The sequence below is a fragment of the Hoylesella marshii DSM 16973 = JCM 13450 genome, from assembly GCF_000146675.1.
Classification (GTDB): Bacteria; Bacteroidota; Bacteroidia; order Bacteroidales; family Bacteroidaceae; genus Prevotella; species Prevotella marshii.
Window position 1 is genome coordinate 2,444,192 of sequence record NZ_GL397214.1, and the last position, 18,952, is coordinate 2,463,143.

11 protein-coding genes and 1 pseudogene are annotated in these 18,952 nt (G+C 46.7%); 1 reads left to right on the forward strand and 11 read right to left on the reverse strand.

Annotated features, from left to right (window positions below; translation table 11 throughout):
* From HMPREF0658_RS10105 to HMPREF0658_RS10120, 4 genes are all read right to left on the reverse strand, one after another.
* The coding region (locus tag HMPREF0658_RS10105) for a TetR/AcrR family transcriptional regulator (protein ID WP_006950642.1) at positions 1-493 on the reverse strand (493 nt) is incomplete at its 3' end.
* Between the two features lie 323 nt (positions 494-816).
* Positions 817-1,248: an HU family DNA-binding protein gene (locus HMPREF0658_RS10110; RefSeq protein ID WP_006950643.1), complete on the reverse strand. Its 432-nt coding sequence runs from the start codon at positions 1,246-1,248 to the stop codon at positions 817-819.
* Positions 1,249-1,531: 283 nt separating this feature from the next.
* Positions 1,532-2,965 (reverse strand): hypothetical protein, encoded by a 1,434-nt coding sequence (locus tag HMPREF0658_RS10115; protein WP_006950644.1) that lies wholly within the window; start codon positions 2,963-2,965, stop codon positions 1,532-1,534.
* Positions 2,966-2,995: 30 nt separating this feature from the next.
* Entirely contained in the window at positions 2,996-3,202 is a 207-nt protein-coding gene (locus tag HMPREF0658_RS10120) for a hypothetical protein (protein WP_006950645.1), read from the reverse strand.
* Between the two features lie 728 nt (positions 3,203-3,930).
* Here HMPREF0658_RS10120 and HMPREF0658_RS10125 point away from each other — a divergent pair.
* The gene (locus HMPREF0658_RS10125) at positions 3,931-4,944 is read left to right on the forward strand and encodes a hypothetical protein (protein WP_024991133.1); all 1,014 of its coding nucleotides are present in this window, start codon (positions 3,931-3,933) and stop codon (positions 4,942-4,944) included.
* Between the two features lie 312 nt (positions 4,945-5,256).
* Here HMPREF0658_RS10125 and HMPREF0658_RS10130 read toward each other — a convergent pair whose 3' ends face one another.
* The 7 genes and pseudogenes from HMPREF0658_RS10130 to HMPREF0658_RS10160 form a co-directional block, all read right to left on the reverse strand.
* On the reverse strand, positions 5,257-6,444 hold the full coding sequence (locus tag HMPREF0658_RS10130; protein WP_006950648.1) for a glycan-binding surface protein: 1,188 nt from the start codon (positions 6,442-6,444) through the stop codon (positions 5,257-5,259).
* A gap of 42 nt (positions 6,445-6,486) precedes the next feature.
* Complete coding sequence (locus tag HMPREF0658_RS10135) at positions 6,487-8,247, reverse strand: RagB/SusD family nutrient uptake outer membrane protein (RefSeq protein WP_006950649.1); 1,761 nt, start codon at positions 8,245-8,247, stop codon at positions 6,487-6,489.
* Between the two features lie 15 nt (positions 8,248-8,262).
* Positions 8,263-11,463 (reverse strand): SusC/RagA family TonB-linked outer membrane protein, encoded by a 3,201-nt coding sequence (locus HMPREF0658_RS10140; RefSeq protein ID WP_006950652.1) that lies wholly within the window; start codon positions 11,461-11,463, stop codon positions 8,263-8,265.
* Positions 11,464-11,527: 64 nt separating this feature from the next.
* Positions 11,528-13,792, reverse strand: coding sequence for a GH92 family glycosyl hydrolase (locus tag HMPREF0658_RS10145; RefSeq protein ID WP_006950653.1), 2,265 nt, complete (start codon positions 13,790-13,792; stop codon positions 11,528-11,530).
* A gap of 184 nt (positions 13,793-13,976) precedes the next feature.
* The gene (locus HMPREF0658_RS10150) at positions 13,977-14,744 is read right to left on the reverse strand and encodes a discoidin domain-containing protein (protein WP_006950654.1); all 768 of its coding nucleotides are present in this window, start codon (positions 14,742-14,744) and stop codon (positions 13,977-13,979) included.
* Between the two features lie 30 nt (positions 14,745-14,774).
* Positions 14,775-17,525 (reverse strand): GH92 family glycosyl hydrolase, encoded by a 2,751-nt coding sequence (locus HMPREF0658_RS10155; RefSeq protein ID WP_006950655.1) that lies wholly within the window; start codon positions 17,523-17,525, stop codon positions 14,775-14,777.
* 322 nt (positions 17,526-17,847) lie between these two features.
* Positions 17,848-18,641: pseudogene (locus tag HMPREF0658_RS10160) on the reverse strand (IS982 family transposase).
* Between the last annotated feature and the right edge of the window lie 311 nt (positions 18,642-18,952).

The following is an 18,952-nucleotide window of genomic DNA, read 5'->3' on the forward strand; positions in this document are numbered from 1 at the left end:
ACATAGAACTCGCAATGTGCAGGAAGAAGGGCGAGATGTCAATGTTGATGTGCGGATAACGCGCTTTCATTAGTCGCAGGTATTCCGAACCAACTTTCATTTGGTGCTTAACTATCCTTTCCTTGTACCCAGCAAGCGATGTGCCTTCGGCATTAAACAACAGCAGGCGCAGTTCGGGGCGGTAAAGCTTCACCATTTTCTTCATTGTGCCGATGTATTCGTTCTGAAAATCGAGTGCGTCGAACACCTCGATGCAGAGGTGCCGCTCCTCGTTGTGCGACAGAATGTAGCGGTTCAGCTCGTTGAGCAGCGGCCGCAGCACCTCACAGAACAGCTCGTCCTTGCTGCGGAAGTAGTTGTACACGTTGCCAGCAGCAATGCCCGCACGCCGCGCCACCGTGCGGATAGACGTGCTGCGTGCGCCGTGAGCGATGAATTCCTCGCGCGCCACGGCAACGATACGCTGCCGAATGTCGTCTTTCAGTTTCTGCATACGTCCATGAAAACTTTAAATAATGAACTAAGTTCTGTTTTGTTCATAAAAAAATCGCACCGTTTCGTAATCGAACGGTGCGATAGATTGAACGAGCCCATTTGCGCTCTTACTATATAAATATCGTGTATTCGCATAGTTGCAATGTTTATTTTGCAAAAGTAGCAAAGACATAAAAACACCGCAATACCCAAAAATAAGTATTTTGCAATAAATACTTATGTGTGTTGAATGTCTAAATTTATTTTATAAGTCAAACCAGTTTGTTCTAAAATAAAACTTCCACCCCGTGGCTCCACGCCCGTTGAGAAGAAGCACTCCCGCTACGGCTTCGGCGTTTTCGGCTTTTTATTCAAGTCCTTCCGTTTCGGGTTATCCACCTCCACTTCGATTTTACCGAGCGCCTTGCGGATAGCATCCTTCCACGTCACGATGATGCGAGGGCGTTTCAGCGCAGAGGCAACCGTCACATCCTCCTCCTTCTCCAGCATCCGCGAGGGAATGGTGGTGCGAAGCGAAAAGATGTCGCCCAAGTCGAGCGAACCGCCCATCGTTACCACCTCTACCACGATGTTGCGCAGCGTGATAAACACGTTCCTCACATCGCCCTCGCTCAACGACGTTTCGCGCACGATGCGGTCGATGAGCCACTCCTGCGAGAACTTCATTGGAGCCTTCTGCACCGCTCCATACCCCTTTTGCCCCTTGCGCGGGCCTACTCTGAGAATACTCTCAACTACTTTAAAACTAATCATGTTTTCTTATGTATTAAATGAATAATGTGGGGCTCTGCCGTTGGGCTTTGCCCCGTTAACGTGTTCTGTTTCTGTGCATGTTTTGCACCCATACTTAAACACCTTTCGGACGTATACTTAAGGTACCGGAGGACTGATACTTAAACTCGTCGAGGACTTTAACTTAGACTCCCAGAGGACTTTAACTTAGAGTCCATGAGGAGTGATACTTAACATCCTTGAGGAGTGATACCGAGACTCCCTCACGACCTCCAATAGCAGTCCTCCGATACCTCCAATATCTTTATTGCGGAGTCCATTCTATGTTATACTGGTATTGATGTAGTAAACCCTCTGTGACTATATGTACATTACCATTATAAAATCGCATATAATACCAGCTACGCCAGGAGGGGCTCCATGATGGAGCTTTTGTACTTGTCCAGTAATAGCCACTCGATTCAATATTTTGTAGAGTACTAGCCACCCATATTCCAGTCGCGGGTAGGAAGAAATAATCGCTTAACTTCTGTGGAAACCCTTCAGTGGTAGCTCTCGCCCAAGACAAGGAAGGTTCTGTGGTAAGATAATCGTTCCCATCCGAGGCGATGGTCTTATAATACGATTCCGGCTTACCTTGCTCTGCCGCAATGGTGCTTAACTTTTTAAACCACATACCACCTTGATAAAGGTCCGTATGGTCTTTCACCCAAAGAATCTTGTCGCTCCAAAGCGGGTTGCCATCGCTGGCAAGCCAGCTGCATTCGTTGATGTTAGGATTGTTGGCAGTGTTGCTTGCTGTAGGTTGCGTGCCAGTAATACCTTGATATGATGGTATCTTGAGATCTGCTGTAATGTCGTAAATCTTACCGGCTTCTATATTGATGGTGAGTTGCTGGGGAATAAACCCTTCAATGGGTGTTGTTTCACCAGGTGAACCCCATTTTTTTGGATGGTCTGTAGTGTTGCGCAGCCAATAGTAAATCGTGAGATGATGCAGGCCGGGTGCAAGGGTTATGTAACTGCCATTCTTGTCGAGGTCGGCTGTAGCATTATCCAGGAGAAAGTGATTGGTGTTGAGTACGATCGTTTTCGAGGCTCCGCTGGTGGGCGATGCCGACAGACCTGTAGCCCCCAGACTGTAGGTGCCAGCAAGGTTTTGGTCGGATGTTACTTCTATTTTTATCAGCTTGCTCCGCTTTACAAATGCATCTGTAGAGCGAGGTTGAAAACACAGGTAAGCTATCTTATGCTCGAGCTCGAAGTTGTAGATACCATGGATGTCGCGATGGGCTGTGGCTGTTCCGCAGTCGCCCGATGTGCCAAGATGTTCGGTGTTGTTGGGTGCACTCTGCGTCTGTGTAACAGCAATGGTAACGGCATCGCCTTGGGTGCTGCCCTTACCGGTATAGGTAACGAGATAACTTGCACCGGAAAGCGCACTGGAGAAATAGAACTGAGCGTGATTGGTTTTACTTGTAATGCTGCTCGAGGTACTGCTGATGGGAGTTGCGCCATCGGTGACCCAGATTTTGTCGCCCGTTTCCCAAAAGAATTTTCCTTTGCCACCGATGGTATGCTCCATTGTGGTGCGCGTTGGCGATACGTTACCACTTTGAAAGGTGGTTAATCGTTGTTTGCCTGTATGCTTTTGTTTCTCGATATCTTCGCTCGCACAAGCTGCCATTAAGACTGTTGCAGCAAAGAATAAAAGGGTTTTCTTGCTAATTGTTTTCATATTCTTTTCCGTTTTTGCTCTCTTATTGTTTTAAATACCCCAAGAGGTGTTTTCTTCTTCTTCGCACTCCTCCTCGTCATTGAAAAAGATGCCTTGTTTGGCATTTCCATAGCTTCCGCCGTTCTCGGCATCCTTGTGCTGCCCACTGACTGCCTGTAACAAATGTTCTTGCGGCATAACGACAACATTAATTGTAGGTTTTAGGTAAACCTGTTTCTTGATTTGTTTTCTATTCATATCTTTATCATCTTATGGGTGAATATTCTGCGTTATTTGCCTCTTGCGTGGCTTGGCAAAAGGGCACGAAAAAGCGAACAAAGGGAACCCTTACGAGCCCTTTGTTTATAGGAGTTACTGCACGCTTCGCGCGCGCGTAAGCGAAAGTAAAAAATGTGTAGTTAGACGCTAGGTGCGAATGTGTGTGTGTGTGTGTGTGTGTGTGTGTGTGTGTGTGTTAGCAAATTATTTGGAACAACCAAATAATCGGGCACAAAAATAACAGAAAAGTTCTCGCCTTTCTGCCTCGGCATTGCGCCATGTCTATTGCTCATTATTCCTTGTCTATTATTCATTGTGCCTCGTATCATCTTGCTATTTTATAACACTCTTACGTTTCACGGCGGCAAAGATAACACAATCTTTCCGAACTGCCAAATATTGTGAAAAGAAAATACAACTCATAGATAATCATAAGTACCATTGCAATGTCAGCCGGTAAGTGCGCACCAAGGATGAGAGAGGCTAAATCCATAGACAACGTTGGTGGTAAGTGTTACGGTTGCCCAATAGAGTGCATCAAAGAATGAGTTGAAGGGTTTAAAATGTATCAACTTGTTTAGTACACTACAAGAGGAGAATATAGATAAATAAAGACAAAATTATACCAATTTATGATAAGATTATATCAACGAAAGAGGGATAAAAGACTTAAATTTGTAACGTCTAACATAAACAAAAAAATTATTATGAGAAAGCCATTTTTACTAGCTTCCTTTGCGCTCTTCACAGCATTGAGTGCCTTCCCGATGAAAGAGATTGCTGGCGAATTCCAACCTTGGGATGCCAATTGCCAGATCTTGGGAAACAATATCGCTTTTATGACCGAGTGGAACGGGGTCACCTTCAAGTTCTTCGACAAAGACGGATGCGTGTTTGAAGGTGGAACAGACTTCTCGGAATACGACATGCTGGTGCTAAAACTAAAAGACGCCTCGTGTATGTTTAAGATAAAGACCGAATACACAGACGGAACGACACAACAAGACAGTTGGGGCGCGGAGCGAGCTATCACGCCAGGACTTCTCGTTGCTGGTATAGACCTGAATCCCGAGCACAAGAAGAACGTGAAAGATTTCTTCTTGCAAAGTGCCGACTACCCAGGAATGATTATCGTGGAAAAGGTTATTGCCTGCACAAAGGCCGAATACGAGCAAATGTTGAAAGAAGAAAAGGCCAAGCGATTCGACCTGACATTGAAGAAGGTAAACGAAGGTGGCGGAGCAGATTACGACTCTGCAACAAAAACCATCAGCATTAAAGACGACTGGGCACATAAAGGATGGTATTTCAACGACCAATTTAGGGATTTCAGCCTCTTCGACATGTTCGTCATTCAATTTGCCCAACCAACGGTAACCGAAGGTGAAATCGGCATCGAATACGATGGTGAAGGCGCCCAAACAACCACTAGCAAGTTTGAAGCAGGTGCTTCGCAGGTTAACGTACACTTATCTAAGGACAAGAACAAGCTAAGACAGGTTTATGTAAAAGGTCCGTCGGGTGCCATGTTTGTGCTTAAAGGCGCACGCTTCGCAACCAATGACGAGGTGACACCCATCAAGCGTATTGATAACGAAAAAGCATCGACCGACACGCAAACACGTTATTATAGTCTAGATGGTAGAGAGTTGAAACAACCCGCCAAGGGTTTGCATATTGAGAAAAAGAATGGTCGCGCACAGAAAGTGTTTAGAAGGTAGCACAGCTGTTATGGCATAACAATATGCGCAACACCAAATAAGGCAGGTTCTGAAACCGTTAATAGCGTTCAGAGCCTGCCTTATTTGGTGTTTTCCTAATATAAATGGTACTATACATATAATCACGCTATAAAAATTCTGAACTATACAAGCCTCCTTTATTCGGTGGCTGTTCTATGCCTTTCTTATTTTACTTGGCAGGTTTCGTTTACCCTTTCGGTCACATTGTTCATTATGCCCTTTCAAGAGGTAAGCGAAATCTGCTCAAATAAAACCTAGAATTCCATAGAAAGTAATTTTTAAAGCCAGCTCTTACTGCTTCTTGACAAACCTTAGATTGGCAAGTGCGAAGTCGGCATCAAACCCATTATGGGGCTGATAAACAATGGTGAAGTCGTTGCTGCCCTTTTTCAATACCGGCTGAGCATCGTTATCCCTAAACCATGTGGTGGCATCTAGGGTTATGGTGCGCCATTCACCGTTGGTATTTAACGACACCCCTTGGTCTGCAGGGTTCCAACGCAGCTTCATGTTGTCTGCACTTTGCTGACTCCAAAATATGAAATCGCCTGTGGGGATGGGCTTATCCTTGGCTGTCCACACCTCAAACTTGATGCAATAGTTTTCCAAATGGTTCACCACATCAGCATCATCGAGGTCGAAATGCCCAGCAATAAGCGTATCCCAATTCCATGCCGAGTAAGTGTCCTTTCGCCTAAAGAACCACTTTCCAATAGGCGGAACGGGGTCGCCCTCGTTCGTTCCGTCGGTGAAATAGTCTTGCGATGTCCATAGATAGCCTTTTCCGAAAAGGTAATCTTTATCGTAACCGGCGAAAAATTGTACACCCTTGTCACGATAAGGCAGACGTACGGGCTGCTCTAACTTAGGACTTGAAATTACGATTTCTTCTCCATCAACCGCATCTTCGGGTATGGTGAGCACAATTTTCTTGTCGTTTTTCTCAACAACTGTTAGCGATTTGCCACCTAATGTAAATGTAGCCTCGTTGGAAGTAAGCCCATATAGGTTGAAGAACTCACCCATAACAGTGACGTTACTACCAGGCTTCGCAAATTCATTGTCTAGTCCCACAACCTTTAGTTTTGGGAAATCGACGGTGAAATTCGTGGTGGCTTCACCCAAAGCAGTACGCACGGTAAGCGTGTTCGTTAGCTTGCTAGGCGCTTCGGTGGGTATGGCCACGTTTATTCGGGTGCGAACGGCATAAACGTCTTTAAGTTTTACTTCCACATCATTAAAGAGAATGGCCGTGGGATGAGCCAAGTTGTCGCCATGAATGGCAAGCCATTGACCCATGCCACTTTGGGTAACCGACTGATCTAAATCGGTAACCGAGGTTATCTTCGTTATCGTGGGGGCACCGCTGGCAGAGAAATCTTCCACTGCGGGATTGTCTACAATGTTTTGGCAAGACATCATCGCCATGGCAATGACAAACAAACCAAGGTGCAATTGTTTTCTTATCTTTATTTTCATTATCGTGCAATTAAAGGGGATGTGTATCTCTTGGCAAGGCCGTTACCACCCCGGATTGTTTGTAGTTATGAACTTATTAACGCCCACTTCCGAACCAGGAATGGGGAAGAGCAGGTGTTTTTCCATCCTTGATTTCACTATATCCACTTCGTCTGTTCCACCAATGGCGTTCATTACGGGCAGATAGATGCCCCATCTTATCAAGTCCCAGCGACGATCGCCCTCTTCGGCAAATTCCATTGCTCGTTCTTCCAACACGGCTGAACGGAAAAGCACCTTGTCGTTGATATTTCCAACACCCGTAAGCGATTTGGGCGTGGCATTGCTGCGCACCCTTACGCGGTTGAGTGCATTAAGCGCTTCGGGGGTAGGACCATTGTTGGCTTCGTTGGCTGCCTCTGCATAAATCAATAGTACATCGGCAAAACGCAAGAAGGGGAAATATATGTCGGCCCGCTTTTTCGTTCTGTCGCTTACGTAAGTGTACTTAGTGAGATAGGCCAGATAATTGTTATCGTTCTTGCTTTCGTAAGAAAGTCCATCGTTGAAGGGTGCAACGGGAGCCACCCACTTTCCTTCATCATTGGTATAACCTTGGGCTTTTTTCTTCCATTCATCGGTGTTGGGATAATAGGAACCGCCATGATAGTCTACGGCATGATAGCGTTGCCAGCGGTGCATCACGCCTTTTGTGATGCGATAGTCTTGCGGTTCGAACAGCTTATACCAATGATTGCGCATGCCATGATGTAAGCCATAGGTTTCGCCAGCCGTACCTAACACGCCCGCATAGCCTTCGCCGAAAGACACGCCATAAATATCATCGTTGGAAACGGTTTGTAAACTCCAGATGTGTTCCACCTTATTGCGGTTGCCGATTACCCAAAGCGCATCATAAGGCAGTAAGTCGTACGAGCCATACTTACCGTCCATCACTTCCTTAGCCTTATCTCGGGCCAAGGCGAAGTACTTCATGTAGTCTATCTTGTCATATCCTGCGAGCTGCGTTTTCTGGTGTTCAATGGCCACGGGATTGGTGTAAACCTTCTCGCCTGCCACTTTCTCGAACGCCTTTCCACCCCTTACGATAACCTTTTCGCCTGTGGGAACAGCACCCGAAGCCATGGTTAGGTAGACCTTAGCCAAGAGCGACGCAGCCGTTCCTGCCGAAACATGCCCCAAGGAGAATTCCCTATCGGTGTTCTTATAGAGCCGTTGCTCGGCCTGTTGCAAGTTGGCGATGATGTAATGGTAAACAGAGTCGATGGGTTGGCGTGGCTGGTGAATGTCGGAAAGTCCCGAATTGATGGTGTGATCACGAATGGGGATGGGGCCAAATGCCCTTACCAGGAGGAAATAGGCGTATGCCCTGAGCACCTGCATTTCGCCAATGGCATTGTCTTTGCCACGTGGTGTGGTGCCCGTCATAGCCTCAACGTTCTCAATTCCTAGGTTACAGCGGTGTATCATGTTATACATCTTCTCCCACATCTGTTGTGCGTGGTCGTCGTCTTGGAAGTTTCCCGACCCAAATTTGCCAAAGGCCCAGTCGGGTCCGGTCATGTAATCGCAGTCGAAATCGAGTACATGGGGGAACGCATTCCAGCGAAACACCTCGTAAGTGAGCACACTAAATGCTCCTGTGGCCCATTGTTGGGCACCTTCATCGTTATTTTCTATGTTCTTGTCGTTAACGAACGAGAAGCCTTTCTCGTCCAACATGTCTGCGCATGAGACGCAAAACGTCGTAGCAAGTGTGCCCAACAGGCAAGCGACAATGGATTTAACACATATCTTTTTCATAATGAGACTCCGTTTTTAGTAATCCAACTTAAATCCAATGGTAAAGGTTCTACTACCAGGATAGCAGTAATAATCCACGCCACGTCGCGATGCGTCCCATCCGAAAGCATTCACATCGGGGTCGGCCCCGCTATATTTGGTAATGGTAAACAGGTTTGTGGCACTGGCATATACATATATATTAGAGATTCCTTGCCAATGTGGCTTGATGTTGTAACCTATATTTAGGTTCTTCAATCGCAAGTATGAGGCATCTTCCACATAACGATCCGACACCTTCATGTCGCGGTTTCGCGTGGCCACATTTTTGGGATAACGCGCTCTTGCAGCCGTTTCGGGTGTCCATCTAGCCTCGTACGCACTGCGGGGAATGTTGCCAATGTCGTCGAGTCTAACGTCACGCATGTTGGCATTGAAGAGACTATTGCCCACCGAACCTTGGAAGAAGAAACTCAGGTTAAACCCTTTCCAACTGAACGTGTTGGTTATTCCGAAGGTATAGTCGGGCAAAGTCTTCCCTATTACGGTTTTGTCGGCATCGGTAATCATCCCATCTCCATTAAGATCCTTGTACTTAACCTCACCGATAACAAAACGTTTAATATCTTCAGACGACATTCCTGCATAGCTCTTATTCATACGAGCCTCGGCCTCGTTATCATAAAATCCGTCTTCCAAGAAGCCGTAAATGGCTCCGATAGGAAGTCCGTTGCGTTGAACGAACACCTTTTCCATACCCGCAGATATGCGTTCGGCAAAGCGGTCAGACGAGAGACCGCCTATTTCATTCCTGTTAAAGGCGATATTCGCTTCAATGTTCCAGTTGAAACCCTTATGGTTAATGGTATTGAACTTCGCTGCCACTTCAAGTCCTTTGTTCACCACATGGCCCTCGTTAGACCACATATTGACAAAGCCGTTGCTAGAAGGGATGGCGGTACTCTGTAATAAGTCGCGCGTCTTTTTCCAATATAAGTCGGCCGTGAGGTTAACCCTTCCTCTCCAAAAGGCCATGTCGAGGCCAAGATTAAATTGGTCGGTGGTTTCCCATTTTAGGTTTTTGTTCAGCGCACCACGCCATAACACCTCCGAAAAACCGCTAGACATGCTGCCATTATAAGGATAGTTAGACGCTATCATATATAATTGTGCCTGATAAGCGCCAATACCTTGGTTACCCGTTTGTCCGTAGCTGAATCGCAGTTTAAGGTTATCGAAGATGTCTAAATCCTTAACGAAGCGTTCTTCTGATAGTCGCCAGGCCACCGCACCTGATGCAAAGTGCCCTATTTTGTTGTTTGCCTGAGAGAATTTGCTCGATCCATCGCGACGCAAAGATGCGGTAGCGACGTATTTTCCTCCTGCATACGAATAGTTGACGCGTGCCAAGAGCGACATCAGCTTTTGCTGCCCACGCTCGCTTTCTGGTGCATTATAGCTTAATCCCAATCCCATATTGTGTTCTTGGGTTACGTCTGAAGGGAAGTTTTTTGCAGACATGCCCTTCGAACCGAAGTTGGCTATCTCGTAGGTAAAGCCTAACAAGGCGTTTACAGAATGCTTTCCGCCGAAATTCTTATCAAAAGTTAGCAGCGATTCAGCCGTTAGATTCTTCCACCAACTATCGCTTTGGCCTCCCTTTCCGTTGTCGGGATACTTGCCTTCAGAGGTATGCCTGTCGTAATACGATCCGCGACTGTTAGCCGAATAGCCCAATCCGAGGTTCTGTCGAAACTTTAAATAAGGCCTGATCTTAGCCTCCAAGTAAGACGAGGAGAAGAAGTTGCTCATCTTTTGCTGGTCTTTCGAGTTGTTTAGATAAACCACGGGGTTCGATGCAAGCCAGTTTAGCTTGTCCGACTCATACACGCTGACATCGGGGGCATAAGTAGCAGGGAACACCAAGGCCGATCTTACCACGCCAACTTCATTGCTCGACTTGGCGAAGTCGGTAGTCGAGTTGGTGTAATTCATGTTCATACCAATCTCTAACCAGTCTTTCACCCTACGTCCGATGTTCATGTGAAGGATGTAACGCTCAAATCCAGAACGCCTGATAATACCCGTTTGGTTGAGATAGTTACCAGAAAACGACCACCAACCATTGTTATCGCTACCCGAAACGTTAAGGTTATACTCTTGAGAGAAGCCCGTATGGTAGATTTCGTCTTGCCAGTTGGTGCCTCGTACCATCGTTTTGTTCCCATATTGGTCGGTTCGTAGGCCGGGATTAAGGAAGTCTTCAGGCGAGGGATTATATACACCCGAGTTCTCAACAATCTTTCCGTTGAGCTCTCGATATGTCCACTTCCCCTCGTAAGGCAGTCCGTTCACGATTTCTCCGTTATATATTGCCCTATTGGCGGTTTGCTCATTAATATAACGCGCGTATGTAACGGGGTCGAGCACATCTATCTTTTTCAGCACGTTCGACATGCTCAAGTTCGACGTGAACTCTATCTTTCCGCGCCCAGCCTTACCTTTCTTCGTGGTAATGAGCACTACACCATTGGCACCACGTGATCCATAGATGGCCGTTGCAGAAGCATCTTTAAGTATTTCGATTGATTCGATGTCGTGTGGGTTTATCGAAGCGAGGGCATTCATGCGCATCTGACTGCCGTCGGTAGCCTTACTCGATGGTGTGCCAGCCGTTTCAAAGGGAACACCATCTACAATATAAAGCGGCTCGGTGCTTGTGGTGAACGAGTTTGCACCACGCACATTGATGCTGATAGCACCGCCTGGGGCTCCGTCGGTTTTGTTGACAACCACACCCGAAATCCTTCCTTGCAGGGCCTGATTAAAGCTAGAAGCACCCGTTCCCAAAAGGTCGTCGCCGCTAATCTTGGCCACTGCTCCCGAAAGGTCACGCTTCTTCATCGTACCATAACCTACAACAACGATGTCGTCGAGTTTCACGGCATCGTCTTGCAGCACCACATTGAGGGTAGACCGATTGCCAACCTTCAACCTTTGGCTCTGCATACCGATGCAAGTAATGTCTAACACGTCGCCAGGCTCTGCCTCAATGGTGTATCTCCCCTCGGCATCCGTAACCACGGCAACCTTGTTTTGTATTCTGATTACTGCTCCCACGATGGGTTCGGCCTTTGTGTCAGACACCTTACCCGTTATGTGCTTGCCCTGAGCCAATGCCGACAAGGGCACAGAACAAAGCGAGAACAGCAACAAAGCGTACTTATTCATTCTCATCTGATTTTATTGTTTGTACTTTGATTGTTGGCAGGTAGCAAAGCATTTGCTCGTCCAACCCACCTTAATAATAAGACGGTGGAACGTCTTTCTCTGTCGTTCCCCATTGTTTATTGGGCTCTTTACCCATCACGAAGTTCAACTTTGCGCCATTCTTCAGTTTATTCCAGTCTACCCAAGTGGATGTAGTTTCGCGGCCATCTACCTGCAAACGCTGTATGTAAGGGGCTTCGTTGCCTGCGTGTGCACCCATAAGAGTGAGCGTTTTGCCTTCCTTGAGCTGCAACTGAACCTGAGAAAACAGCGGGCCAGTTATCACAAAGCCACCAATACCAGGGATATAGGGATACAATCCCATAGCCGAGAATACGTATAAGGCCGACATTGCACCGGCATCGTCATCTCCGGGGAGGCCATTAGGCGTGTTATCAAACCTGTTGAGGATGTTTCGCACCAATCGTTGACTTTTCCATGCCTTGCCCAAGAAGTTGTACACGTAGGCACTTCCAAAGCAAGGTTCGTTACCCAACCAATAATATGGAACGTCGGGTGCCCAACCGTGCTTCACTTGCGATGTGAAAGTGTCGAGCCTTTTCTCCATAGCTTCCTTACCTCCACAAAAGTCTGTCAAGGCGTCTACGTTATGCGGAACGCTCCAGAAATACTGCATGGCATTGCCTTCGTTAAAGCCTTTCTCCATGTTGGGCGTGAAAGGCGTAAGAAAACGGCCATTGGCATTTCTCGGCCTTATCAGTCGCGTTTCTTCATCAAATAGGTTTTCGAAGCTTTGCGAACGATTCATATAATAGTTGTATGCTTCCTCGTCGCCTGCGGCCTTGCATATTTGGGCAATAGAAAAGTCATCGATAGAATATTCAAGGGTCATCGAAGCGCCATGCCCATGCCTGTCTACGGGCACATATCCATACGTCATGTAGTCTTCAACATGTTCCCAACCGTGGAAGCCTTTACACTTAATGTGCTTTACCGACACGCGCTTCATCATCTCTTTGGTTGCTTGCAGGTCGAAGTTTCGTGCCCCAAAGGCATAGAGATTGGCAATGAAGGGGAACGTTGAGTAACCATTCATCACCCCATACTCCACGTTGTTCATGCTCCAATTGGGGTAAGCACCCCCTTGCTCGGCATCAAGTAACAACGATTGGGCCATATCCGAAGCCTCATCGGGTGCGATTAGGGCCTGCAATGGGGCTGTTGTGCGATAGGTGTCCCATAACGAGAAGTTGGCATAATGTTTCCTTCCATTGGCCACACGATGCACTTTGTCGTCAAATCCCATGTAATCGCCGTTCACATCACTGTACACGTTAGGGTGCAAAAGGTTGTGATAAACGGCGGTGTAAAATGCTTGTCGTTGACTTTCGCTACCTCCTTCTACGGTCAAACGCGACAACATGCGCTCCCATTGCGATTTCGTTGCACGATAAACGTCATCAAACTCCCAACAGCTTATCTCTTCTTGCAGGTTTTTTCGAGCGTTTTCGATACTCACATACGAAATGCCCACCTTCATTTTCACTGCCTTTCCATTCAATTTGCCAAACGACACGTATGCGCCTAGGTCGTTTCCTGCCACGTTAGACACCCCTTCGGTTTTGGTTTTGCCTTTCCACACGCCGTAGCTACTGAACTTGGTATTGAACTTAGCCACAAAGAACACTCGGTAAGGACGGTCTTTGGGGTCGCGCCAACAAAATCCGCCCGTCGAAACCCATCCTGTTACAGTCATGGCTGTCGACTCAATGTGTAGCTCTCCATCGCCTATGCCATTGGCGCAATTGGTAGGAGCGAACACCAGATGTACCTCTTGGTCGCCACGATAGGTAATTTCGCCGATGGCAGAGTGTACCGTTGCAGCGAACTTCGCATCAATGAGGTAATTGTCGAGCGTAACGGAATAATAGCCAGGCATTGCCTTTTCGCGTTCGTGCGAGAAGCGCGACACGTATGCATGCTTATCGTTCACGGGCGATTTGTCGAGTGTTCCCGCAACGGGCATAAACTGCAAGTCTTGCATGGCATGGCAACCCACACCACTATAATGTGTCAGTCCAAAGCCGTTTATCTCGTTTCGGAAATATTTGTAACCTGGACGCGATGTGGCATCTTCGTAATTATCGAACGTGTTGTTAGGACTTAACGACAGCATACCGAACGGAGCCTGTGCACCTGGGAAACAATTGCCCTCGTTGCCCGTACCTATAAAGGGGTTTACAAGCTGATAGGGCGTCTTGTCTTGGGCAAAAAAAGCCCTTGGTATGCTTGAAATAAGCGCCAAGCATACCCAAAATCTTACCGTTTTAAGCATAAGCCACCTGTTTGTAAAGGGGGTAAGAGGTGCGTCCGATACCGCAATAATTCGACGTTTTCGTTAAGCCAAATGGGCAATGCCAAACTTGTTTGAACGTTGCCATGGCGAGAAAACGCTCTTTTGGGAGGAACGAGAAGAGAACCACGCAGCATCATAAGACGCCCCCTTACCACACCATTTACTATTTTACGCCATATAGTTCCAATTCCCAAACGCGGATGGTGAAGTCTTTGTTAGGGTCATAGGCTACGAATTTCACGTATCTTCCCTTGGCGGGAGCAAAGGTTACGTCTTTCACGTTGTCATTGTTGTCGGTCTCGCTGAGGGCCAGAGTCCAGTCGGTTTGGTTGTCGCTCACAAAGAGTTTAAAGTTTTGGATATTGTCATAATCGGTCTCTTTGGTACGGCAGTCGTAGAATTTCAAGCGATAGATTTGGCATGTTTGCCCTAAGTCTACCACCACTTCGTGTTCTTTCTTTCCCTCGGCACACCATTTCTTGCTGTAATTGTCGGGGTCGGCAGTGCCATCAAAGAGCCAATCGGGCCTTTCGTCGCCCACATTGCCACTACACGACACAACCTTCTTGCCAACACTTAGCAATTCTATCTTTTTGCTATTCGATACCTCTATGTTGGTTTTCAGTTCTACGTCGTCGCTTTCATCGTTGCTTTCCACAAACACTTTCACCTCGTAATTACCTTCATCGGGGATTTTCACCACCACTTTGTTACCCCTTTCAGACAGTTTCTTAAACTGCTTGGGCAAAGTCCACTTGTACTTATAGGTGGCAGACGAATTAACGCCTTCTACCTCAAACGACACTTTGCCACCAGTGGGAAGCAGCACTTTCGAGGCTTTAAGGCTGAGTTTGTTACCCGTTTGTTGCCCAAATGCCGAAAGCACACCGAGCGTGAGCATAAAGCCCAACGTCAAAAGGAAATGTTTCATGTTGTTTAAATATTAATTGTTATTTGATGTTTACTTAGTTAGTTCATATCTTATAGTTGCTCCATTCTTCAGGTCATCATAAGTAATGATGCCGTTGGGACAGCTCTTGCCGTTCACTTTCACCTCTTTTATATAGATGTTCTTATCGGTGCGGTTAGGCGCACTTATCTCGATATTGCCGTTTGCCCGCTGTATGGTCACCCGTTTAAACAAAGGTGAATTGAGATAGTAGATGTTTTGCCCTGCGTTGGGGAAGAAACCCATAGCCGAGAAAAGCCACCACGAAGACATGGCACCGCTATCGTCGTTGCCGGGCATAGAATATTCACCAAAAAGGTTTTCCAATACGTGGTTCACCCAATAGCAAGTGAGGTCCATTCGCCCTGCATGGTTGAAGAGACGCGTTGTGAGGAACGATGGTTCATTGGCCAACTCCAACAGGCTATTTCTGAAACCGTAGTCCAGTTTCTTGGCAAACTGCTCTTTGCCACCATTCAATTCGATGAGTTTATCTATGTCGTGGGGCACAAAGAAAGAATAAGTCCAAGCGTTGGCTTCATAAAAATAGCGCTTCCACGAGCCCCAGAAGTAGGTGGCATCTATGTCTATCCACTTTCCATCCTTGTCTCTGGGACAAACAAAGCCCTTAAAGCCTTTGCTTTCTAAATTGGCATTCCACATGTTCACCCAGCGTTTTGAGCGTTCCAGATATTTCTTGTAGTCGCATTCGTGACCCAATTTCTTGGCTGCTAACGCCATGCAGTAGTCATTATAGGAGTATTCCAAGGCGGTAGACTGAGCCATCACGCCACCAGGAAGCCATCCGTTCTGCCGATAGAATAGCGAATCGTTTTGGTCTAGCCCCTTTTCGCCCACCATTAACGGAGCTGCACGGCGCTCGTGATCAGCACTGAACTTCAAATATTTGTAAGCTTCCGCCTTGTCAAAGCCCTTAATGCCTTTAATAATAGCATCGGCCACGATGTTGTCAACATCGTTTCCTCCTTGTTCTTCAGCCATATCGTTACCTGCGATATAAGCGTCTTTCACCTTTCCGTTTACCTTCAAGCGGTTAACGAAAGCCTGAACGTTACGCCCCACCACGTCGGGTTCGATGATAGTGAGCAGTGGGAAGAGCGTGCGCCACGTGTCCCACACGGCGAAATGGTCGTCCCATAGTTCCAGGTTTCCAAATGCGGGAAACTCGTTCGTACGGTTTCGGGGCATCAGCAAGCAGTGGTAAAGGGCCGAATAAAATTGCTTCATCCTCACGGCAGGGGCTTCGTCTACTACGATGTCGCTCAATATGCGGTTCCATTTGTCCTCACCACGCTTCTTCGTTGCCTCGAAATCCCACCCTGGAATTTCGGCAGCGAGATACTTCTTGGCCTGTTCAACACTGTTAAACGATATGGCTATCTTGAGCTTAACCACCTCGCCATTGTTCGTGTAGTATGTAAAGTAGCTACCAATACGGTCTTCTCCGTTGGTAAGCTCAGCCTTTTTGGCACCTTGTTGCAGTGTTCCGTTTTTCCATACGCCAAACGATCGAGGCTTCTTATCTAGCTGAGCGGTGAAATACAGCTTGTAAAAACCACCGCTGAAACCTCCTTCGTATTCAATCATACCCGAAAACTTGTCGCCTTCGTCACTGTCTATGCTCACGTTGTTTGCCTTAACCGTTCCGCCGATATATTTGGCAATGTCGCGGGTAAGGCTGTGGGTTACGTCCATGGCTATGTTCGCCTCGGGCGTTTGTGGGAAAGTGAAGCGGTAAATGGCGGCATGTTCGGTTGGCGTTAGTTCGGTAACGATACCATACCTATCTAATCTTGCCCTATAATAGTTGGGCTTAGCCACCTCGTCACTTGCTGGCGAGTCGTGTTCGGTTTCGCCAATGCTAAGCCCTACTTGAGGCGAAAGCAAGAAATGGCCATACTTTCCCCATCCCGTTCCACTAACGTGCAGCTGCCCGAAGCCACGTATTGGCTGATTAGGCGCATATCCGTCGTGTTCGCCTTCTGGTGTTTGGGGCGACGGATTGATAGAACCGAACGGCATTTGCGGACCGATTACGCAATTGCTTCCATTAGCATCGATAACCCCCACCCTATTGTCTACAAACGACATCAGTGCGTATATCTTTTTCTTACCCTCTGTATGCAGGTAGCGTGGCTTAACCATAGCACCCCATTTGCCTATTGGCTCGATGCGCGAGGGTTGTCCTGCACCCCTCGTCCACACCTGAAACTCCATCAAACGCACAGCGTCGTCTTTGGCTTCTTCGGGCACAAGGAAGCGAACTAAACGCACTTCTTTCCAGTCAACATCGTAAATGCGTTGGTTTTGGGTATTTGTTGTCTCGGCAATCCGGTCGATCCAATGCTGTCCGTCGGCACTGGTTTGCACCTTATAGATATTGTTAGGGTCCCAATGTTCCCAAATCAAGCAAACCTTACGCACATTGTAATCTTTCTGAAGGTCGTAAAGCAACCACTTGTTTGGCGAACTATTGTCGCACCATTTGGTTTGTCCGTTTCCATCGCAAGCCATCTCGGGCGTCTCGCTTTGGTTGACGAAAGCCGATGCGCTCACATCAATCTCTTTCGACAAGGCGATGTTGCGCATAACGGTATCTGCGTTTGCGGTTTGTGCCTGCTTTGTTACGGTCACCTTTTTACGTTTCGCGCGCGTGTTGTCGGTAGGGAAATTTGTCCGCACCACAGCGTGCAAGGCTACGGCTACAAACAACAGAGCCGGTAATAATGTATGTTTTCTCATTTGTCTATATAGGTAAATATATTGTTACTGTTAATACGTCTTTACACCTATTGCAAGGATTAGGCAAGGCAGGGCTGTTTTATGGGCAACCATTCAATTTGCTATTTATTTAGCTTCAAAAGGAATAAAAAGGTCGCCGCAGCGCACGTTTTACCATAATCTAACAACAATTGGCCGGTTTTCGTGCACAAAATTAGGAATAATATAGTAAATCATTGTACACTATATTATCAATATACAATACTTTCTTGCATTATCGCATTTTTTTGTAACTTAGGCCGTAATACAGCACCTTTTACGTCAGCTCGGGATAAGGATTAGCTTAGAAGAGTTCCAATTGCCTACTCTTTTCAATGTGCATGGGTAGAGTTTCGGACTTATTCTCGAAGAAACAGTATGCAGCCAATGCCGCGATTCATGAGGAAGCTATGTACAGAACGATGCCGTGAATGGACAAGGTTGGCCTTGGTTGAAGAGGTTCTCAAAGAAATCTTGTTTGATGTACCCCTTATCGGCAAACACTTTACCGTAGAGCACCTTGGTGAAGACCTTCCACACCCTAGGATCCCTGTCGTCCACGTTTGCGGGAGTTAGACAGAAGGTGAGGACGTCGCCCATCTCGTTGCACAGCAGATGCAGCTTGAAGCCATGACACCAGCCCATCGTTCCTTTTTCGTTCTTGGTAAGTCCATCAAACACCTTGTTAAATCTCCTTCTCATGTTGTGGCATACGGGAATCATCGTGCTGTCTACGAAATTAATACCCGTGCATTTCCCAAAACCTTCGATGCGCATGAAGGCCATCAGGTCGAAGAACACGCGGGGCATGAGTTCCACGAAACGCGTGTAGGAAACAGCCTTAGGGAAGTAGCTTGCCAGATGTTCCTTGACGAAAAAGAGGTAATAGTGCTTGAAGTTGCGGAAAGAACCAAAATGGTAGTACAGCAGAATGGTCATGATTTCGCTCTTAGACATTTGCCCTTTGCGGTTTCTCATGCGCTTATATCCCTCGTCTATGGGTGCAATATGGAGGTTTTTAGTTAATTCGGCATCTAAATTCTTGCAGAACTCATCCTGTATACAGAATATTTCAGTAACGTTGTCAATGGTAGTCATCGCTATATATGTTTGTAAATTATTGATTTTCAACTATAGAGTTGTAAAATAATAGCGAGATTTGAAAAGAGCCATATATTGCGCCGGTATATATGGTGTGCCTCCCTCCACAAGGGATTTTTATCTTTTATTTGTCTGTTTAAAATAAAATAATTACCTTTGCCGACGTGAGTTGTAAGGACGAGCGAATATCAAATTAATGATTAGCAAGAGTGAAACAACCGATAATATATAAGAATGATATAAGCGCAATGCAAAGAAACATGAGTCTCTTTGCATATTTTAGTGCTTTATATTTGTGTGTATCGGAT